This window comes from [Flexibacter] sp. ATCC 35208, assembly GCF_001975825.1.
Classification (GTDB): Bacteria; Bacteroidota; Bacteroidia; order Chitinophagales; family Chitinophagaceae; genus Chitinophaga.
On the sequence record NZ_MTKN01000057.1, the window covers coordinates 18,312 to 40,618 of the forward strand.

Genomic DNA, 22,307 nt, shown 5'->3' on the forward strand with positions numbered 1-22,307 from the left:
CGTTTGGGTTATTGTTTCAATCGCCTGAATTCAGAAGGTGTATACCCCACATTCTTCTTGAAAAACATGTTAAAATTCGGCTGGTCAGAAAACCCTACACAATAGCTGATATCCTGCACGTACCAGTTCGTTTCCAACAGTAAATGCTTCGACACTTCCAGCAACCGCTTCCTGATATGTGAACTCACATTCTCTCCTGTATGCCGCTTCAGCAGGGTATTCAGATAATTGGGATGCAATTCCATAATGGCAGCAAACTCCTTCACTGTTCTCATCCTGATAGGTGCTGCAAACCTGATATCTGCAATGGCCGTATCCAGCAATAAGAAAAACTGGTTTACATGGTTGAACTGATCTGTGATGTATAGCATAATCATGTGGGTTGTGCGAACCAGACAAAGATGCGTTGAATCAGGATATGGTTGTTTGTAGAATCACGTCCTTTTGTTGGCTGTTTAATGGATTTTTCAGATAAATAGCTGTTCAATTACAGCGCCGTTGGTTAGTAACACGCTTCTTTCCATCAGGTGTTCTAATTCCCGCACATTGCCCGGCCAGTGATAGGTCATCATTTCTTCCCGAACGGTATCTCCCAGTCGCATAGCAGGCTTGCCTGACCTTTGTGTAAAGCGTTGCAGAAAATAATCTGCCAGCTCAGGGATCTCCTCTTTCCGTTCTCTTAAAGGAGGTATTAGGATAGGAAATACATCTAACCTGTAATACAGGTCTTTTCTGAAACGGCCGGCTTCCACTTCTTTCTTCAGGTCGCGGTTAGTGGCGGCAATAATGCGGAAATCAATCTGGATAGGGCTTTTGCCACCGATGCGTTCTATTTCCTTCTCCTGTAGTACGCGGAGTAATTTAGATTGCATTGCCAGCGGCAGCTCTCCTATTTCGTCTAAAAACAGGGTACCATTGTGTGCTATTTCAAACTTACCGATACGACGTTCAGTGGCACCGGTAAAAGCACCTTTTTCATGTCCGAATAGTTCACTTTCAATGAGGTGGATGGGGAGGGCGGCACAATTCACTTTCACCAGCAGTTTATCTTTTCGGGGAGAGTGATTGTGAATGGCTCTTGAAATGAGTTCTTTGCCTGTGCCTGTTTCGCCGAGGATCAACACCGTACTGTCTGCAGGCGCTACCTGTGATATGAGGTGAAATACCTGTTGCATTTCGCGGCTGTTACCAATTATATCTACAGCTGCTATTTCTTTTTGCAGGTGCTGTCTTTGCTTATAACTTTCGATTTCTTTCAGTTGGGAGGCTATGCGCTCATTAGCGAGTATATTGGCCAGCGCGATGGAGAGCTGGTGAGAAACGCCTTTTATCAGTTGTAAAACCGGGTCGGGAAAGGTGCCTGTCTGTTCTGAAAATAAAAACAGGCAACCAATTTCCTGTGTTGCGCTGCGCAAACGGATGCCTGAAAATTCCACGATACCCGTTTCCCGGAATAATGGAATATAAGCAGGAGGCGATTTAGCCTGTAAGAGCTTTCGTACATTGAATACCTGTGGTTGTTCAGCAGCCATGACAGCTTCGAAGATATGATCGCTGCCTAATTTACTGTGTCCACTGCATTGAAATGCAGGATGGTGCCTGCGCCGGCCTTCCGAATAATAAAGATATGGTACCAGGGACTTACCATCGTCACCAAAAATATTGATGACGATGTCATTGAAATGGATCACTTCTCTTAACCGCTCCCGCAGTACCCTGAGAAAATCGTCTTTGTCACGAATCAGGGCAATGTCATTACTGAGCGATAAAAGAAATTCCACCATCATGTTGCCTTGCTTCATGAGAATATCAATTAATCATGAAAAAGCAAACAAAGGCCATTCCAGTAAATAAAGTGTTGTAAATTAGATAATTAGGATTTTAAATATGCAGGGAAGCTTACGATATTTCGTAGATTTTGACAGTTTTACGAATAGTCGTAAAAAAGCAGGTTATTGTTTAGTGGCTTTACTGCCATCCCAGGTATAGATTTCTCTTTCTACTTTTTTGCTTTCCATCGTTTCACCATCTTCTCAATATTCTTCTGATACTTTCAGTTTCAGGATCTTACCAGGTTGGCCATTCACTTCCTTTGGGAAGATCAGTGTTTCGGTATAAGCAAATGCACCTGCATCGACGATGTTGGTCTTGCCGGGCAGCGGGAGCAATTTGCTACCATTCCAGCCAAAGTAGTAGTAATCAGTTGGTGATGTGTTTCATATGAAGCGCAAAAATATGTTTTTTTATCATCATCTTTTTTATACTTTACCCATACATTTTTAAAACAGGTCTCAATGAAGAAAGTCATGCTGAGTGCACTCCTATGCATATGGGGGGTGGTATTACATGCACAGGTCAAAGTATTTACCCGGTACAATTATTATCTCACTGAAAAAGAAGGCAGTATCATTTGCATATTGCCCGATCAGGCGAATTACAAACTCAATTTATCGCTACGCAACGAAAAACTTGCCACCACTGCTAAAACAGAAGGGCAGCGGCTTTCTGCTCAATTCAATCTGGATGCATTACCAACAGGTACCACTGCTTTGCATTATGTATTGGAGAAAGATGGTGCTACTGTGCAGAAGGGTGACGTTAACATTGTCAAACTCGCACCAAAAGCCAATGCGGTACAGATAGACCAGCTCACAGGCGGGTTAATTGCCGACGGATTGCCCTTTTTCCCCTTTGGATTTTATTGCGTTCCTGCCGGCGATCTGCCTGAAAGAGAAGTGACACATGGATTCAATATGATTGGTGTATACCAGGGCAACCTGCCTGAAGGACTGGCAGAACGTAAAGGTTATATGGACCGTTGTGCACAGGTAGGTGTGAAGGTACAGTATGGTGTCAACTCCCTCGTAGGCAGTGGGCATAACGGCGATAAAGGGCTGGATAAAACGGAGGAAGAAAAACTCGCATTATTAAAAAGTGAAGTGCTGGCATTCAAAGATCATCCTGCGCTGTTATCATATTATATCAATGATGAACCGGATGGACAAGGGCGTCCACCTGCTATACTGGAATCGGCGTATCAGCTGATCCATGAGCTGGATCCTTACCATCCTGTTTCCATTGTATTTATGATGCCGCAAAAAGCAAATGATTACAGGAATACGATGGATATAGCGATGACTGACCCCTATCCTATTCCGGGTCCTGCTGATAAGGTGATGGACGATCTGACCCAGTATGCGACTGCTTATCAGTATGAAAAGTCAGTATGGCTGGTGCCACAGGCATTTGGCGGGCAGGAAATGTGGAACAGGGAGCCGACAGGTGCGGAGATCAGGCTGATGACCTATATGGGATTGATTGGAGGTGCAAAGGGTATTCAATACTATGTACATGCACCGGGCAATCTGAATCCACAGTCAGTATCTGCATGGTCTGCTGCCAGCAATGTGGCGGTAGAAACTGCACAGATGACCTCTTTCTTATTATCTGCTGATGTGGCGCCTGCGATACATGCAGATGATCCAAAGATCTTAACGAAAGCGTACAGTTATCAGGGAAATACATTGTTGATTGCTGTGAATAATGAGAATAAACCCAAAGCATATACATTGACCACCTCTTTGCAGGAGCAAAAAACTGCACAGTGCTGGTTTGAAAACAGGGAGGTAGCTTTGGAAAATGGGGTTGTGCATGATATCATTGATGCATATGGTACAAGGGTCTATTTAATTCTTAAGGATACCGTATCGGCTATTCCTGCGGATAACATGACCCTGAATCCCAGCTTTGAAAAGATTGTGAGTCCGGGGTTACCGATTGGTAGCAATGTGACCAGCACCAGTCATCGTAAAGCAGATGTAGGCGCTTCATTTTTTGTAGATCCCCGTCAGCATGCAGATGGGATGTTTAGTCTGCGACTGATCACACCTGTGGACAGTGGGGGTAATAAAATCAGGCTGATACCGATGGTGATGACGAAAGGTAACAGCTATACCGTATCTATCAGGGCCAAAGCCAAAGCACAGGAACATATGCCGACGTTCCGCATTGCTATTGATGCCATGGAACAGGATCATACGTATACACTCACACCTGAGTGGGAAGCATACAATTTCACTTTCCAGGCACCGGCATCTTCTACCACGGCAATTTTGACGCTGGAACTGATTCAGCAGGGTACCGCATGGTTTGATCTGCTCACAGCCAGTCCTGACCCGGTGATCACTTATCAGATAAATGACGACCGGACGGCCACGGTGAACATTAATACTAATTCCAATAAAGAGATCCGGTATGCCATCAATCAATTGCCGGATGCACAGTCACCTTTGTATACGAAGCCATTGGATATGCATGTAGCCGGCACCATTTCGGCGGGTATTTTTGACCATGGTAAACAGATAGCAGGCTCCAATACTTTTGTGCCTGTAAACCTGGCTTTGGGCAGGAAAGTGACCATTGCACAACCTTATGCGCCTCAGTATGCAGCTGCAGGCGATAGTACACTCACTGATGGCGCCATGGGCACCACGGCTTTCAAATGTGGTAAATGGCTGGGATTTAGTGGCAAAGATCTGGATGCTACTGTAGATATGGGTAGTACGACACCCATGAAAAGAGTGATCACCAGTTTCCTCTGCGATCCTAACAGTGGCATTTTCCTGCCAAAAGAAGTGGCGGTATATACATCCAAAGATGGGAAGAAATATAAACTGGCAGGTAAGATATATAACACTAAGAATGTGCGGGGAGAGCCTTATTTACAACAGTTTAGCATCCCGGTGAAGGGAAATGCAAGATATGTGCGGATAACAGGCAAGGCCTTTGGGGCCATACCGCAAGGGTACCTGTTTGTCGGGTCCACTTCGTGGTTATTTACTGACGAAATCCTTGTACAATAACACTTTAGCAAAGGCTTCTGCTTTCCGCAGAAGCCTTTTTCTTTCACATATTAAATAAATCTATCTATCTTTACCCTGTCACATACCTATGAAACAATGAAAAAAATTTTCCTGATTATCCAGTTCGTAATCATGCTGGCTTTAACAGCCGTTGCACAATTAACTAACGTATCCCAAAGCCCTCTTTTCAAAGAACCGGTTTCTGGTTACGCCCGTATTCTGCACATGAAAAATGGCAATACGATTTTTCTGCAGATCACCAGCAGAGATGGGCTGTATGTAGACATCTATGACGATGACAATAAACCCAAAGCCCAGACTCACCTGAGTACAAACTTTGGTACGCTCCTTGGCAGTTGTGTCAATGCATTATTTGAAACGAACAACGACCTCGTGCTGTTTATTTCAGAAATAGAATCCAGACAACCGGTATTATACCGCATTGTGATTGATGGTAATACAGGCAATATCAGGAGAGATGAGAAAATGGCCATGACAAACCGGTACGCTTACTTTGCCCAGCCATTCATCACCCAGTACGACCCTGTTACCTCCTTCTTTGTGCGCAAAGATCCAAACAGTGATAACTATGCACTGGTGATACTGCACAACAATGACCAAACGGTAAACGGCAACCTGGAAATGATCTGGTACAACGGCAACCACAAGGAGATTTCAAGAGCCTATTACGCGAACAGCGATACCCGCTATAAAAATATCAACTACCTGGATATGGTTGTACTGGGCGATGAGAAAGTATGTCTCTTCGCACATCTTTACAACCAGACGCAGGTAGGAGATAAAAAAGGTCAGCTCATCATGGCCACCCTTTCCAAAACCGTCGATACACTGACACTCGACAAACTGAATATCGGTGTAAAAAAAGTGATCGATAGCGGACTCGTAAGGTATAACCCTGTTACCAAAAAGATCTTATTCATCGGTTATGCACATGCAGAAGCTGGTGATGAAGAAAAATATGCAGGTATATTTGGTTTCGTAGATCCTACCAGACAAATTCCTGATCAGGAAATAGACATCTTCCCGGCCAAAGCCAATGAGAAGACAATGGCCCTCGCAGGCAGAGCGTTCACAGGTATGCCACAGAACATCTTTGTACGCAGCGATGGCGGTTTCTCTATTATCTATGAAGAACTGACCCGCAGAGAGGTAAAACCACTGAATGCCGCTTCTTATCTGTATTGTGTGAAGGACTGGCTGGCAGTGGCATCTTTTGATGTAAACGGACAACCAACCTATAGCTGCGTGATACCAAGACATGCGGAGTTGCGTAACTGGGAAATCAATGCCTTCAATACAGAGAGAGTATCCCGTAGCGCCCAACCGCTCATCAAAGGTGAACAATACAGGGGTTATGCCTGCTTCCAGTATAAAGACAGGGTGTATGTGACCATGAACAATACGGAAGCCAACATGAAGAAAGCTGCCAAAGGGAAAGGAGAAGGGTTCAACAATGCGAGAGATACCGATGGATACTATTATATATGCGATGCTAACAATGAGCTGCCGGATTACACACCACTGTTCGGTTTAAATATTAATAAGGATGATGATGGCCACCCACTGGTGATGGGCGTATCTGACTACGACAGTGATAAAGGCAGATTTATTACCCTGAAAATGGATAAAACTGCGGATCACAAAGGTGTAAGAGTAGTATGGTTACAGCCCTGATCATAATCAATGCCCAACAAGCTTCAAACTGCCTGTCCGACCGACAGGCAGTTTTTTTTGCCCCAACCTGAAAAGGTGTTACCTCTACCTGAAAAGGTTTTGCCGCTGTTTGAAAAAGGTTTTACCCCTGCCTGAAAAGGTGCGGAATTTTTTTCCCTACATTTATGCAATTCTGCTTTTTTCAGCATCATACCTCCAAACTGACTACCTTGAAATATTTTTTACTCCTATTATTGCTACCTATAATATCCACCGCCCAGACAAATGAGGATTATATCCGGCTGGTGAAAAAGGTGGATACGCCACGTACTTATTTTTCATTGCCCAACAGCAGTGCCAACAGAGATCAGATGCAGGTGCAGGGAGATCTTTCGTACCCTGCATCCACGCGCAGGATTACAGTAGGCAGGAATCAGATATTTGTGATCAGCAGGGCCAGAAGCCTCACCTTTTCAGGCAATTTTACAACCAGTGCAGCGCTGAGCTGGGCCAACCGTCTTCCCGCCCTGCAACAACAATATGCACAAGGCCTCAATAATCAATATATAGGTCCGGAAACGGGTACCCTGTTCAGTTACGGACCCGCTATCTCTACGCTTGAATATGATGGCAGTCATTACGCCTGGGACAATAACGGACAACTGGTGATGAAAGGCAGCGGCAACGGAAAGGCAGCTAATGTATATAATAATAGTATCCTGAGAACAGGCATGGCCGTTACAAACGACATATCTGTCAAAGTAAGCTATTTCGCGTTAAGGGGCCAACCATGGGACCTATACTTAAAAGCCGGCCAGGAAAATGATAAAAGTATTATCAGTCAAAATGATAACCTGCACCAACATGGAGGACTGGCACTCAGCCATGAGATGAATAATAATAAACTCACCCTCAAATATGATTATGGGGTAGATCGGTTTGACTATGCTAACAGGAACAGATTGCTGAACAGGGTGTATCAATATTCACTATTGACACCAGTGAGTTTTCAGAATGAACAAGGCACCATGATCGGCAATACGCAGCGTAGCTATAGCAACGGTGCAGATAATCCACTGTTTTTACTACAGGATCATGATAATGATTATGCCAGACGATTCCACAATGCCAGTTTTAAACTGGAAAATAACACGGGACGGATTTCATACAGCCTGGCACCATCTATTCAGGCCAATCGTACTAACAATACAGAAGCTTATGCACCGGGTACTACCGGGTTTACAAATGGCAATATTACCCGCAGACAACAAAATGACCTGACTTTTCAGACAAGGGGCAATGTAAGATTTGAATTGCCAACAATACTGAATAAGCAGACATATTCCTGGATTAACCTAAGCTATGATTATGTAAATGTGCACACAGATATCAGGTACCTGGGATTATTGCCGGAATATAAATATAAGCGTATCACACATGAACCTATTCTGAGTTATAGTACGGGTCTACGCACCTATTCTGGTTGGGAGTTCAACATGGACCTGGGCAATAAAGTATACATCTCCAATACTGCGGACAAACAAAGTTATTGGCTGCCCCTTGCTGCTCTCAGCGCAAAGAAATCAATGAAGATCGGAAGCAAATGGTCCTCAGCAAAATTAACATCAAAGCTTCATCATTTCAACAGCGAGTTGCCCATCAATCAGTCAGTAGCGGCTATTAACCTGTTCAATTATTCCACCACGACAGCAACAGGTTTTTTGCCCATCATGGAAGCGAGCCGCTTTACTGGTTTACGACCTGTTTATCACCGGGAATGGTCCAATGACCTGGAAGTTAATTATGGCACCTTCAACCTGAATGCATCCTATTATATACGTGCTACCCGTCATGATGTATTGCCCGTGATCAGTAACAATACGATCCTGCTCCAAAATGTAGCGGATCACGTTACCAAAGGATTGGAAATACAACTCGCACATGGCAACAGGTTCCGGATTGGTGGTAAGACGATCAATTACCGGAATTCACTTTCGCTCAGCACCTATAAAAACCGTATTCAATCAGTGACCGATGGGTACAACTATACGCCTACTGCGGGTTTCAGTGATGTATATACAGCTATTGTGGCAGGTGCCCCTTCCAATGTGATCGTGGGTAGCGCTTACCTGCGCGATGCCAATCACCAGATTGTGACGGGCACAGATGGCAATCCTGTCGTAGATCCTCAACTCAGGGTATTGGGCAATCCAAACCCTGAATTCATGTTGGGCATGAGCAATTACCTCTCTTATAAATCGCTCTCGCTCAACCTAAGCTGGATGTGGGAAAAAGGAGGAGAAAAGTGGAATGGTACAGCTGCCATGCTCGATTATTACGGACGCTCTGCCAGCTCTGCCGCACAACGGAAATCAGAAACTACGCCACAAACACCTGTAGCGGAGAACTATATAGCACGTGCAGATTTTATCCGCATCAATAATATCTCCGTTTCGCTGGACCACAGTTTCAGAGGGTATGTGAACAAACTGAAGGTAACGGCATTTGTGCGTAACCTGCTGATCTGGACTCCCTACAAAGGCGTTGACCCCGATCAGTCATTGCTCGAACCAGGCAACACCACCGGCCTTGATTTTTTTAACCTGCCAGCGACTACCAACGCAGGTATTGAAGCATCCATTTCATTCTGATACCATGAAGAAAATAATAAGCTCCATTATATTTTGCCTGCTCCACCTGTCTGTACAGGCACAGGTACAGGATTATGCAACTACCAAAGAAAAAGTGTACCTGCAAACGAACCATGTGTACTTTGTACCCGGTGAAACACTCTTCTATAAAGCCTATGTAGTAGATGCGCAAAAAAACACACCGACACTGACCAGTACTATTCTCAATGTAGATATCATTAGTCCTGCAGGCAGTGTACTGGCCCAACTGAAACACCCTATTACTATTGGTTATTGTGAAGGAGGGTATAAATTTACTGAAGATCTGCCCGGAGGTATCTATAAGATAAAGGCATATACCACCTGGATGCAGAATGAAAAAGACAGTACCTGGTTTACGAAATCTGTTACCCTGCAAAAGGTGATCGCCCCAAGGTTACTGCTAAAACTGGATTTCCCCGAAAAAGGCTATGGGCCGGGCGATACCATCCGGGCAAAGTTCTCCGTACGCACGCCAGACAATCAACCTTTACGAAACTATACCGGCCAGTTCACCATCAATATTGAAGATAAGCAGTACAAAGCGGATAATTTCAAAACAGATACCGCCGGCAAGGCGACCATCAGGGCTGTACTGCCTGCATCACTCAGCACGAATGATGGATTGCTCAATGTAACGATCACCAACAGTGGCTTTACTGAATCTATTTCAAGGAGTATCCCAATTGTGCTGAATAACATTGACCTTCAGTTCATGCCGGAGGGAGGCACTTTTGTGGCGGGCCTGCCTACGATATTAGCATTCAAAGCGATTAACGAATATGGCAAACCTGTAGACGTACACGGTACGATCTGTGATGACAAAGGCCAGCAGGTGACTACATTTGCCAGTTATCACGGAGGTATGGGCAGTATCCCTTTTACACCTGCTGCGGGCAGAAAATATTACGCACTCGTATCTGGTAAAAAATATCCATTACCGTTGTCCACCCCGAATGGCATCGTACTCAACATGTTGCATAAGAATGGACAACTGTATGCCAAAATAAGTACGACTGCTGCCGAAGACATCACACTCACGGCCACTGTGCGGGAACATGTTTATTATACCACCAATGCCACCTTACACAGCGGAGCACAATTAATTAAAATCGATACGGCAGATTTCCCGACTGGTATTGCCAGCTTCACCCTGCGTGACAGCCGTCGGCTCAAAGTAGCAGAGAGAGTGATATTTCTGAATAAATACAATGTGCTGCATGTAAACATCACGACAGACAAAAGCAGTTACCAGCCAAGGGAAAAAGTAAAAATGACCCTTACCACTACGAATGCCGAAGGACTGGCTATACCAGCTAATCTATCGCTGACTGTCATTGACGACAAGCTTTGGACCATGGCTGATGACAAGCAGGATCATATTCTCTCCTGGTTGCTTATGAGCAGTGAGCTACGTGGTAAGGTAGAAGAACCCCAGTTCTATTTCAAACAGGATGAACCCAAAGCTGACAGTGCCCTTGATATGTTGATGCTGACGCAGGGTTACCGTTACTTTGCTTTTACAGATATCGTCAACAGCGGTAACAGGCTTGCTTTCACACCTGACAAGTTAAATATCCTGAGTGGTATGGTGACAGATAGTAAAGGCATGCCTGTAAAAAGTAAACTCTATTTGTTTAATCTAAGCAGGCATACCGGTGTAGTGAGAAGGACTTCGGCCAACGGGCAATTCTTTTTCTCTGATGTAGACGCCGGCACTGATTATTGCCTGATGGGTGAAGCAGAGAACCATAGAGATACACTCAATATCAATGTTTCTCAAAATGGTATTGGTTTTAATAAACAGGAAGCGGGCATGTTAAAGCCGCTGAAAACAGGATTGAAAGAAAGTATTGCAGCATATCCTTCATTGGTCATCAACGACCTGAAATGGGCAGATGACAGCAAAGCCCTGAATGAGGTGGTGGTAACAGCATTAGGTATCAGTAAGGAAAAGAGGACATTAGGCTACTCCGTCAGCATTATAAATGCGGAAGCACTCATGACTCCCGGTTCAATAGCATCTGCATTGAATGGGAAAGCGGCAGGTATAAATATTCAGTCAGCCACCGGCAATCCCGGAAACGGAACCAGCGTCCAGATACGTGGCATCAATTCTTTAAACCCGAATGGTATTCCCTTGTACATCGTGGATGGTGTACCAACCGAGCTGACAAATATCAACCAGTTCAATCCAAATGATATAGAATCGCTCACTGTATTGAAAGATGCCTCCGCCACAGCTATATATGGTTCAAGGGGCGCAAATGGCGTGATATTGATCACGACCAAAGATAAAAGGTATGCAGACAGGATTCGTATATCACTGGGAAAATCGAATAACTACTCCGTTAAAAAAATTAAAACTCCGCGTCTCAATGAGATCTTTACACAGGTACCTGTTTTCTATGCACCTAAATACCTCACACCGGAAACGAATGAAAGAAACGATTTCAGGGAAACGATCTACTGGAATCCTACCATACAAACAGACAGAAATGGTAAAGCCTCTGTTGAGTTTTATAATTCAGATGCCAGCACCACCTTTAGAGCTATTACGGAGGGCATTGGCTACAATGGCGCTATTGGCAGGGCAGAACAAACCTATGCCGTACACGATGCAGTGAGTGTGGATGCAAAAATTCCTCCTTACATCAATGCAGGTGACAATGTGAAGATCCCCATCGTGTTAAAAAACTATAGCTTCAATGACATCGTGGCGCGTGTACGTATCCAATTGCCTAGTGAGGTAGATGGAGATACTACGCTGAAAGAAGTACCTGTGACAAAAAATGGAGATGCCCGGTTGTATATCGAAGTAAAACCTAAACATGCCATGTCTGGCAACATCCGTATCAATGTGGATAGCCAGGCGATCTTCCTGCCATTTACGGTCGAAGAAAAAGCATTCCCAATGCATGTGGTCTTCTCCGGAAATCAGTCAAAGGATACGTCCTTCACTTTTTCTGGTGTGGGAGGATTTTTCAACCCGGAAATGTCACTTGAACTACATACCGTAGGTGCACAACTCATGGATGGTATAAAGAGTATGCTGCGTGAGCCATATGGTTGTTTTGAACAAACATCCAGCAGCACCTATCCGAATATTCTCATTTTGCAGTTACTGAAAAATGCCGCCAAACGGGATTATGAACTGGAAAAGACAGCAAGGGCACTACTGGAAAAAGGATACGATCGACTGATCAGTTTCGAGACAAATGAGAACGGATTTGAATGGTTTGGACATGCGCCTGCACATGTGGCACTCACTGCCTATGGATTAATGGAATTCACCGCCATGAAAGAGTTTATACCTGTAGACAAGGCGATGCTGAACAGAACAGAAAAGTTCCTGTTGGACCACCGTGATGGCAAGGGAGCATTCAAACCCTCTCCGGGAGGCTATGATCAATTCCGTGCCGTACCACCTGATGTTGCCAATGCCTATATCGTGTATGCACTGTCACAAACAGATGCAGGTAAGCAGATTCCATTAGAATATACAACAACCCTGAAAGCCGCGCAGGCAAGCAACGATGGCTATCAGTTAGCCATCATGGCACTGGCGGCAGCCAACCTGCATAAAACAGATGATTTTAATGACCTGATGCAGCGATTGGATAAATTGTTCAAAGACGGCCAGGTAACCGCCCGCACAACTGTTGTCGGTTCTCAGGGCATATCCCTATATGTTGAAACAATGTCCCTGTACGCTATGGCATTGATGCGCGAGCCTGCACCCCGTAAGGCGCGGATTGCGCAACTGATTTCCACCATTCTTACCAAAAAGAGTTATTATGGATTTGGCTCTACACAAGGTACTATTATGGCATTGACAGCAATGGTGGCTTACAGTAATATGGAAAAATCAGGTGGGGATGAGAAGGGCACATTTACCCTGAATGGACATGCTGTTACACCAGCTGCAAGCGTATCTACCAACTACCTGAGTAATAAGAATAACTTTTCTGTGAAATACCCCGGTCCGGAAGGAATACCTTACACTTTCCGCTGTGATTATTTTACCAACACGCCTCCTACCAGTGACAAGGCGGTATTGAAATTCCAAACCATGCTCAGTTCACATACCGGGAAGGTAGGTGAAACCGTGCGCATGCATATCAATGTGACCAATACCAGTCGTGAGGCACAAGGGATGGCTGTGGTAAAAATCGGTATTCCCGGAGGATTATCCTTACAACCATGGCAGTTGAAAGAATTGATGGACAAAGAGCAGGTGGCCTATTATGAAATATTTGACAACTACCTGGTATTCTATTGGAGAGGTATGGAAGCAAAAGAAATGAAGAAAGTAGCGCTGGATCTGAAAGTAGAGGTGCCGGGAAGTTATCAGGGTAAGGCAGGTGCGGGTTACCTGTATTATCAACCGGAAGATAAGTATTGGCAGCCGGGAGAAACAGTAGAAATTATTCCTTAAAAGAGGGGGGTATAGCCCGGTCATGGTTGGAAGAAAATCCAACCATGACCGGGCTTTTTTTGTGTTAACAGCAATCAATTTGCAGCCTTTCAGCATAACTTTAGTCAGAAGATACACCATTGTTACTTTGTTACCCATACCCCAAGTTAAGTCTATGCATATAACCCAACACAGCACCTCGCTCGCTACGGCACTACAGTGCCCCAATTGTGGGCGGTTATACAACATCGGCGATGTACAATCTTACGCTACCTGCTGTAATCAGCCGCTTTTTACCCGTTACCGGCTGGACCAGCCTTTGCACCAGGTTGTTGACATCAATTGCCACACCATCTGGCGATACAACCGTTTACTCCCCGTTTTTGAGGAACAAAATATAGTTAGTCTTGGCGAGGGTGGTACTCCCTTGTATACCCTCTCTGCCCTCAGCCATCAGCATGAGGTGAACATCCAGCTCAAGGATGAAAGCGTGAACCCAACCGGCTCCTTCAAAGCCAGGGGTATCAGCGTGGCCATATCCAAGGCCAAAGAGCTGGGTATCAAACATTGTATTATTCCCACAGCTGGCAATGCCGGTGGAGCGCTGAGCGCTTATTGTGCCAAAGCTGGCATGAAAGCGACGGTGGTCATGCCCCGCCATACGCCGCTCACCCTGCAGACAGAATGCCGCATGTATGGCGCAGAGCTCATTCTTGTGGATGGGCTGATCAGTGATTGCGGGCGGCGCGCCCAGCAACTGGTGGCACAAACCGGTGGTTTTGATATGTCGACGCTGAAGGAGCCTTACCGGCTGGAAGGCAAGAAAACCATGGGATACGAGATTGCCGAACAGTTGCACTGGCTACTGCCTGATGTCATCATCTATCCTACTGGTGGCGGCACCGGATTGATTGGCATGTGGAAAGCATTTACCGAAATGAAACAACTGGGCTGGCTAACGGGCAAACTCCCCCGGATGGTGGTGGTACAATCTGCGAATTGTGACCCGGTGGTACAACTGTTCCGGCAGGGCGCTATCCCTACCGATTTCAGTGCTACCCCTTCCATTGCCTACGGGCTGGCAGTGCCTACGCCATTTGCCAAAGACCTGATGATGGATGTATTGCAACAGAGCAATGGCACAGCACTCACCGTGACAGAGACCGAAATCACCATCGGGATGCGCAATATTGCGTCAACAGAAGGGTTGTTATTATCGCCGGAGGGCAGTGCGACCTATATGGCCATGCAACACCTGATCGCAGATGGCTGGATACAGGAAGGAGAAAATGTGTTGTTGTTTAATACCGGGTCCTGGTATAAGTACAGATCATAGTTTGCTGTCGATCAGTTTCACTAGTTTGTCGAACTCCGCTTCTTCATAGCCAAAGCTCTGGTAGATGATCTTGCCTGCAGGATCAATGACTACATTCCTGGGAATACCGTTTGGTGCGAACAGGGAGAAGATACTTCTGTCCAGGTCGGGGAGCAGGGGGAAAGTAAATCCTTTCTTTTCCCTGAACGGGTCTAGTTTTTCCCAGCCCTCTTCCCTACCGAATACGATAAAGGCAAACTTCGGGTTGTCTTTGTGTTTTTCCCATATCTGCTTTTGTGCAAGCGGCAGTTCCTGGTTGCAGGGAGGGCACCAGGTGGCAAAGAAGTTGATCAGTACATATTTACCTTTATAATCCCTGATATTGACTTTTTTACCCTTTTCTATCTCAAAGGAAAAGGAGGGAACCTGTTGGCCGATAATGGTCCTGAAATCACCCATTGGCGGGTCTTTTTGTTGGGCAAAGGTATGGAGGGAGCATATTCCCAATACGAAAAGGAGAAAAGCGTGCTTCATGATAGACAAATATATAACTTTGTAGCATGCCTATTCCTGAAAAAATACTATCACGCAAGGATGAAATCACGGCAGTGTTTATGCAGCTGGTGGATGCACATTTGGATGACCTGCTACAGGGCCGGACAGAAGAACGGTACAAACCGAGTGACTTTGCAGCCCGTATGCATATTGCCCCGGTACACCTGACGAATACCATCAAATTAACATTGAATACATCTCCCTGTGAGATCATGGAAGACAGGGTCATTCTTGAGGCAAAGAAAATGCTGGAAGCCACCACACTCAGCGTAGCGGATATCGGGAATACGTTTGGGTTTCCGGAGCCGACCAACTTCAACCGTTTCTTTAAAAAACTCACAGGTATAACCCCGCTGCAATATCGCAAAAGCAAAATACTGAAGTATTGATCATTTTCGCTGGTCTGGTTGTTGATACCTTTGTTTTACAAAAATCGACATCATGATAGCATTTATCACCGGCGGCAGCCGTGGATTAGGGAAGGATATGGCACTGAGCCTCGCTAAAAAAGGCGTGGATATTATCCTTACATACAACAGTAATAAAACAGAAGCAGACGCTGTAGCTGCTGAGATACAAAAAATCGGACAACGTGCAGCTGTATTGCAATTGAATACAGCGATTGTTAGTTCTTTTGATCACTTCATCACTACATTTACAGCTATACTGAAAGATACCTTTCAGGCTACACAATTCAATTACCTGATTAACAATGCGGGCATAGGTCTGCACGCCAGCTTTGCAGAAACGACGGAGGCGCAGTTTGATGAGATTATGAATATTCATCTCAAAGGGCCGTTTTTCCTCACACAGAAATTACTGCCACTGCTGGCTGATGCTGGTGTGATCATTAATGTGTCTACAGGACTGGCACGGTTTACAATTCCGGGTAGTAGTGCGTATGCGGCGATGAAGGGAGCGATAGAAGTATTGACACGTTATCAGGCGAAGGAGTTGGGTAGCAGGGGGATTCGTGTGAATACGATCGCACCGGGTGCGATACAGACGGATTTCGGTGGTGGTGCGGTGAGAGATAATGAAGCGTTGAATAAGATGGTGGCAGCTAATACGGCATTGGGCAGGGCTGGTGTAGCAGAGGATATAGGTGAAGTAGTGGCGTTTTTGTGTAGTGATCAGGCGAGATGGGTGAATGCGCAGCGCGTGGAGGCGAGTGGGGGAATGTTTTTGTAAAATGTATTGCCGGGCAGCTTATAAATGGAAACCGGTATCCCGAATAAAAAGAGCGTGTATTTTTTGATACACGCTCTTTTTTTATAGCTTTATGGCACCTATGAAACGACCATTACTTTTAGGGACAATTGGTGTATTATTATATAGCTGCCAGCAGGGTATTTCACCAGTGGCTCATTTCAACCCCGAGAACCTGGCTTCACAGCAGGTGAGTATCAATACGAACAGAGATACGGTCGTACAATTGCAGGGAGGGACAGCCTTGCGCATACCCGCACATGCATTAGAGGGGGAACATGGAGATACGGTGGGTACTATGGCACCTACCTTATTGGGAGCAATAGATCGCTGGCGTAATGATACGAACAACCTGTTTTATTATATCAGATTCGCTCAGGACTTAGTGAGTGACCAATATACATGCTGTTTACGCAGGAAGTATAATACCCAGATGAGCAGACATAATCAATTAGATGAAGACTCGCTAAAGGAGATATTCACATATGTGCGGGAAGAAGTAATGAAAAAGCGATAAATGCCATCATATCGGCATTTAGTGATAAGGAGAAGAAACGTATTGATACGACCAAACAAACAATTAAAACCTTTAATGACAATTGCAAATGTTCCACTCGCATTTCCGTCAAATAGCCCTATTCCTGCTACTCCTGTTACCGTTTAGCAGTTGCAAACAAACCGCTCCGTTAAATGGAAAACTAAAATCCGACAATCTCCCTTCGCAACTGTTCACTATCAGTACTATCAGGGATAATAACATCCGCTTATCCGGTGGTACGATTATACAAATACCTGCGAACGCGTTAAAGAATGCCAACGGTGATTCTGTAAAACTGGAAATCAAAGAAGCGCTTACTATTGAGCAAATGATTGCTGCAGGCTTATATACGCGTAGCAATGGGGAGCTGCTGGCTAGTGGAGGGATGCTGTATATTGCCCCGCAGGAAGGTCAGGATGTGAAGATATTAAAATCGATGAAAGTGGTTGTACCTGCTGATCAGACACAGGAGGGTATGCAGCTGTTCAGGGGGGAAGTAGTAGATGCTGCTATTAACTGGGTAGATCCAAAACCACTTGAAGTGAGTAAGATGGATGCCCGACTCGCACATGGGAAAAAGTTATTGACAAGTAATTGCTATCAATGCCATGATGTTACAAAAAAAATCGTGGGTCCACCACTCTTTGGTGCGATACAGCGTTGGGGAAATGATACTAATGCTGTATATGAATACACGAGAGATATCGCCCTAGCTATGCAAAAGTATCCCCGGGCCACTTGTGTTTATAATGAATACAGGATCTCAATGCCGGCTTTTCCTACCCTAACGAAAGAAGAACTGGATGATATGTACCTGTATATACAGGAGGAAGGGATGAAGCGATTGGGTGGCATGCCTGCTGAATATACCAATACCTCATGTGACAGTTGTTTTTATATATATCAATTGGAATATTCTCTTTATAGTGCGGGTAAGGGCCGCTTCGGCATAAATTATTATGGTAGACCGACAGATACAATTAAAAATAACCTGGCAAATGGGACAAATGTGATAAATGTAGCAACAGATACCACCTCACCGGTCATATCAAACGTAGTGATACCACCACCCCCAACTTATTATTCATTTGACATTTCTACCTTTGGCTGGTTCAATATAGACCAGTTTCTTGCTGATAATATACAGACCGAAATAACGACACTAAAAGTCATTCAGGAAGGCTTGGTCTCATCTACCCTTTACCCTGTACTGGTTGTTCCTTCATTGAAAATAATCCAGGCAGGCGCAGCTTCATCAGATAACCATTATTTCTATTTCAAGGAAGAAGATGGTAAAGTTCAGTTACCACCTAATAAAAAAGCCTATATTCTTGTAATGGGAGAAAAATCTGATACGGTATTGTTTGGTATCACAAACTTTGTAACAGGCGGTGATCAAACGATAAAGGTCAATATTCAGAAAAGTAATAAAGTAGCAGTAAAAGCGGCAATAGGCCGGTTAAAACTGCCTGATGCAAAGATCAATGTAGAGAAAACTAACAATGTAAATACTGATCAATTGAAATTGGAGCTGGATCGGTTAAGGAAGAAATATCCTGGTTGTAATGTCAGTGATACTTCAAAATAAAAAAGATGTGGATGTACCAAAAATAAATGAAACTCCTGAGAATCGAATAAATTGGAATCTGGCGCCATCAGGTATCCAAACTAAAAATGGGTGTATCTAACTTTTGATACACCCGTTTTTAGTTTTTAATGTTCTATCGCTTCCCCCTTCCTGAAACTATACAACAAATAAAATAACGCAGGCAATATCAATATACTTCCCAACAACAGCGCCATACCCAGTGAATGAATCGTTTTCTCCTGTCCTGCATGCTCCAGCAAAGACAAATACTTCCCTCCTTTTAAGATCACAATATTCGGATAGTGTCGGATCGTTATCGCCAGTAAGATCATCGTGACCTGAAAACCTGCCAGTACACGAATGATGATAACCTTACCTTTTTGCAGCAACAAATACCATAATAGCACAAGAGATAATACCGCCGCGATAATGGCAATGATCCCGGTTGGATTATCAAACATCCATTTATCCAAAGGGATGTTCTCTGCATGTGCCGCCCAGAATACCAATGCCCCAAATACCGCTGCCGCTACATTCATCTGTTTGGCCTTTCTAATAAAACGTACACGACTTTTATCGTCATCAGTTTCGCCTATGATGAATATAGCCGCGAGATAACCACAGATCGCTACGGTAAAAAATCCAACTGTAACGGAGAACCAATTGAACCAGGTATATACATACGCATTCAGAAAATCATTCGCCCCCGGATCTATCCTACCAGATACCGCACTACCCGCGATCACCCCCAAAAAGAAAGGCGTGACAAAACTGGAATATACAAAGATGCGGTTGTACACCTTCTGCATATTATCCTTCACAGCATCGTAGTTTCTGAAGGTAAAGGCGGTACCACGGGCAATGATGCCAAACAGCATGATCACCAGTGGTATATGCAGGTGTGTGGAGACTGTCGTATAGATTTCCGGAAAACCTACAAACAATACCACGATGGCAATGATCAGCCACATATGGTTGGCTTCCCAGATAGGCCCGATGGCCTGGTACATGGTATTGCGGGTATATGCCTTGTTCTTTTCCGAAGTAAATAATTCTATGATCCCAGCACCAAAATCAGCTCCTCCCAACAATATATACAACAGGATGGCAGCCCATAAATAAGCCATTACTACAAATATCATAAAGCAGGCGTTTGAATATCATAAATCTCAGGTACCATCCGGATCTGTCTGTACAACAGGAATGTCACGATCAGGGACAATGAAATGTACACAGCTGTAAAGATGTAGAAGGAATACGCAATCCCCGGCATAGGGGTAACTGCATCAGCCGTGCGCATCACACCATTGATGATCCATGGTTGTCTGCCGACTTCTGTCACTGTCCAACCGGCTTCTACGGCAATAAATCCCATCGGTGTGGCGATGACGAACAGCCGTAGCAGCCATGGCATTCTGAGCCAGCTCTTCTTCTTAATGATGGCTACGAAATAACAAACAGCAATCAACAGCATCACCATCCCCAATCCCACCATGATCTGGAAGGCGTAGTGCGTAATGGCAATCGGGGGCTGATCATTTTCAGGTATCTGATCCAACCCTGTTACAGGGGTATGGAAATCACCATACACCATAAAGCTCAGTAAACCGGGTATTTCAAGCCCATATTTCACCTCTTTTGCCACTGGGTCAGGAATACCCCCGATTACCAGCGGAGAAGCTGCTTCGGTCTTAAAATGTGCTTCCATAGCCGCCAGTTTTGCAGGCTGTCTGTGTGCAACGTCTTTTGCAGAGATATCTCCGCTCAGGGGTTGCAGCAGGGCTGCTATGCAGGCGAATAAAGCAGGTATTCTGAAAGCGGTGGTATGAAAGGCGATGTTCCTTCTTCGTAAGATCATGAGGGCATGGATACCTGCTACGGCAAAACCGGTAGCAGCAAATGCCGCAATACACATGTGCAGAGCCTGTGAAAACCAGGCGTCATTGAACATTGCTTTGATCGGATCTATATTCAGGTATTGTCCATTTACGAAATCGAATCCTGCCGGACTGTTCATCCAGGCATTGGCAGCAACTACCAGTATACCGGATACTAACCCGCTGATACCTACAACTACGCCGGTGATCCAGTGAAACCAGGGATTGAATCGTCCCCAGCCATAGAGGAAGAAACCGAGGGCGATCGCTTCGATGAAAAAGGCGGTACCTTCTAAGGAGAAGGGCATGCCGAAGATCGGGCCGGCGTGCTTCATGAATTCAGGCCAGAGAAGGCCGAGTTCGAAAGAGAGTACGGTACCGGATACAGCGCCAGTGGCGAAGAAGATGGCGACACCCTTACTCCATGCACGGGTGATATTCTTATAGACATCATTGCCTGTGCGGATGTAAAGGAAGTGAGCGACGGCCATAAAGAATGGCATGACCATGCCTATACAGGAGAAGACAATATGAAAACCTAACGATAAAGCCATTTGTGATCTGGCTGCTAGAAAATCGTTCATTGGCGCGATGAGTTATTACGGGTCAAAGCTACTAAATCTACATTATGAGGGGATGATAAAAGTCATGTTAGATTTTTCCGGCCTGCGGCGGCAGGCAAGGGGTATTTACTTTGGGGCTGGCGCAGAATGAGCGGATTTGATTGCAAGCGAGTGTTTTATTTTTTTGCAGTTAGCGAATGGCTGGATTTGATTGGAAGAGAGAAAGGTTTTTTCTACTCCGCCACTATCGTCCTCGTCTGCACACTATGCGCACTAAAATACCCCAACGCTCCCCCTACTATATTCGTCACCGGGTTCGCCGGCGTAGCACTCTGCCCCTCTCCTGTTGCACCCGCATCCAGACTATACCAGTATTTATACACCACAGGATCTATACACTGCATCTCCACCGAGACCGTATCCCCTGCCTTTATCTGCTTATCATCATCATCACTATCACTACTAAATGATACCAGTTGTATACTCAAACTCTTCCCATCCGTATTCTCATCATTCCTCACAAATATGGTACTCTCCTGCACCCCATTGTGCCACTCCACAAAATGATAGGAATTCCCTTTCCCTTCCGGATCTGAATAATACACTGCCGGCACCCTTCTGGTCTCGCCAAACACCACCCTATCTACCAAAGCCAGACTATCAAAATACACCTCCCGCGGCATTGTGGATACCGCCGTAAATGTATCCGTACCTATCTGTACATACATACTATAACTATGTCCCACCTTTCCTTTGAACCCCGTGGTTGTATACACCCCGGCCGTAGCTGTTTCCTGCAACTCATACTCCGTCGCATTATCAGCAGTAATGGTCACCGTAGCTCCACTTACTCCTTCAAAGGTATTATCCTCATTAAAGTCCATCGTCTGTGATATCTTCACACTCACTCCATTCACATCATCCGTCACCACCCCCTCTATCACATATTTCTTCGCTGCATTATTCAAATCAATATCTATCACCTTCTGACAGGCGCCAAAAACAATTATGATCGCGATATACAACAACTGTTTCATCTC

17 protein-coding genes are annotated in these 22,307 nt (G+C 45.0%); 9 read left to right on the forward strand and 8 right to left on the reverse strand.

Translation table 11 applies throughout. The annotated features are described in order from the left end of the window. Positions 1-8: 8 nt before the first annotated feature. The 3 genes from BW716_RS27110 to BW716_RS38525 form a co-directional block, all read right to left on the reverse strand. Positions 9-371: a helix-turn-helix transcriptional regulator gene (locus BW716_RS27110; RefSeq protein ID WP_179091289.1), complete on the reverse strand. Its 363-nt coding sequence runs from the start codon at positions 369-371 to the stop codon at positions 9-11. A gap of 96 nt (positions 372-467) precedes the next feature. Further along, positions 468-1,802 (reverse strand): sigma 54-interacting transcriptional regulator, encoded by a 1,335-nt coding sequence (locus tag BW716_RS27115; protein ID WP_083728905.1) that lies wholly within the window; start codon positions 1,800-1,802, stop codon positions 468-470. A gap of 231 nt (positions 1,803-2,033) precedes the next feature. After that, positions 2,034-2,168: a hypothetical protein gene (locus BW716_RS38525; RefSeq protein ID WP_255373909.1), complete on the reverse strand. Its 135-nt coding sequence runs from the start codon at positions 2,166-2,168 to the stop codon at positions 2,034-2,036. Between the two features lie 126 nt (positions 2,169-2,294). On the opposite strand from BW716_RS38525, the gene BW716_RS27120 reads away from it, so the two are divergent. Both BW716_RS27120 and BW716_RS27125 read left to right on the forward strand, forming a co-directional pair. Beyond that, positions 2,295-4,862 carry a discoidin domain-containing protein gene (locus tag BW716_RS27120; RefSeq protein WP_083728907.1) on the forward strand — a complete coding sequence of 856 codons (2,568 nt, stop codon included), beginning with the start codon at positions 2,295-2,297 and terminating at the stop codon, positions 4,860-4,862. Between the two features lie 96 nt (positions 4,863-4,958). Further along, the gene (locus BW716_RS27125) at positions 4,959-6,557 is read left to right on the forward strand and encodes a hypothetical protein (protein ID WP_083728909.1); all 1,599 of its coding nucleotides are present in this window, start codon (positions 4,959-4,961) and stop codon (positions 6,555-6,557) included. 23 nt (positions 6,558-6,580) lie between these two features. Here the strand turns inward: BW716_RS27125 and BW716_RS37745 are convergent, their stop codons facing one another. Then, entirely contained in the window at positions 6,581-6,748 is a 168-nt protein-coding gene (locus tag BW716_RS37745) for a hypothetical protein (protein WP_220388842.1), read from the reverse strand. A gap of 18 nt (positions 6,749-6,766) precedes the next feature. Here BW716_RS37745 and BW716_RS27130 point away from each other — a divergent pair, with 18 nt between their 5' ends. From BW716_RS27130 to BW716_RS27140, 3 genes are all read left to right on the forward strand, one after another. Next, a complete protein-coding gene (locus BW716_RS27130; RefSeq protein ID WP_083728911.1) occupies positions 6,767-9,187 on the forward strand; it encodes a hypothetical protein in 2,421 nt (806 codons plus the stop codon). Between the two features lie 4 nt (positions 9,188-9,191). Beyond that, a complete protein-coding gene (locus BW716_RS27135; RefSeq protein WP_143709061.1) occupies positions 9,192-13,643 on the forward strand; it encodes a TonB-dependent receptor plug domain-containing protein in 4,452 nt (1,483 codons plus the stop codon). A 154-nt stretch (positions 13,644-13,797) separates the two neighbouring features. Further along, the gene (locus BW716_RS27140) at positions 13,798-14,958 is read left to right on the forward strand and encodes a threonine synthase (RefSeq protein ID WP_083728915.1); all 1,161 of its coding nucleotides are present in this window, start codon (positions 13,798-13,800) and stop codon (positions 14,956-14,958) included. On the opposite strand, the gene BW716_RS27145 is transcribed toward BW716_RS27140, so the two are convergent. After that, entirely contained in the window at positions 14,953-15,471 is a 519-nt protein-coding gene (locus BW716_RS27145) for a TlpA disulfide reductase family protein (RefSeq protein WP_083728917.1), read from the reverse strand. The genes BW716_RS27140 and BW716_RS27145 overlap by 6 nt on opposite strands. Before the next feature lie 26 nt (positions 15,472-15,497). On the opposite strand from BW716_RS27145, the gene BW716_RS27150 reads away from it, so the two are divergent. The 4 genes from BW716_RS27150 (at position 15,498) to BW716_RS27165 (ending at position 18,827) form a co-directional block, all read left to right on the forward strand. Then, the gene (locus BW716_RS27150) at positions 15,498-15,881 is read left to right on the forward strand and encodes an AraC family transcriptional regulator (RefSeq protein ID WP_083728919.1); all 384 of its coding nucleotides are present in this window, start codon (positions 15,498-15,500) and stop codon (positions 15,879-15,881) included. Positions 15,882-15,933: 52 nt separating this feature from the next. Continuing rightward, a complete protein-coding gene (locus BW716_RS27155) occupies positions 15,934-16,683 on the forward strand; it encodes an SDR family NAD(P)-dependent oxidoreductase (protein ID WP_083728921.1) in 750 nt (249 codons plus the stop codon). Positions 16,684-16,783: 100 nt separating this feature from the next. Then, positions 16,784-17,218, forward strand: coding sequence for a hypothetical protein (locus BW716_RS27160; protein ID WP_143709062.1), 435 nt, complete (start codon positions 16,784-16,786; stop codon positions 17,216-17,218). A gap of 88 nt (positions 17,219-17,306) precedes the next feature. Then, a complete protein-coding gene (locus tag BW716_RS27165; protein WP_083728925.1) occupies positions 17,307-18,827 on the forward strand; it encodes a c-type cytochrome in 1,521 nt (506 codons plus the stop codon). Positions 18,828-18,952: 125 nt separating this feature from the next. On the opposite strand, the gene BW716_RS27170 is transcribed toward BW716_RS27165, so the two are convergent. The 3 genes from BW716_RS27170 to BW716_RS27180 all read right to left on the reverse strand — a co-directional run bounded on the left by BW716_RS27170 (position 18,953) and on the right by BW716_RS27180 (position 22,304). Continuing rightward, positions 18,953-19,969 carry a cytochrome d ubiquinol oxidase subunit II gene (locus BW716_RS27170; RefSeq protein WP_083728927.1) on the reverse strand — a complete coding sequence of 339 codons (1,017 nt, stop codon included), beginning with the start codon at positions 19,967-19,969 and terminating at the stop codon, positions 18,953-18,955. Next, entirely contained in the window at positions 19,966-21,288 is a 1,323-nt protein-coding gene (locus tag BW716_RS27175; RefSeq protein WP_083728929.1) for a cytochrome ubiquinol oxidase subunit I, read from the reverse strand. Before BW716_RS27175 ends, BW716_RS27170 begins: the two co-directional genes overlap by 4 nt. A gap of 212 nt (positions 21,289-21,500) precedes the next feature. Then, a complete protein-coding gene (locus BW716_RS27180) occupies positions 21,501-22,304 on the reverse strand; it encodes a DUF4249 family protein (RefSeq protein WP_083728931.1) in 804 nt (267 codons plus the stop codon). Positions 22,305-22,307: the final 3 nt, after the last annotated feature.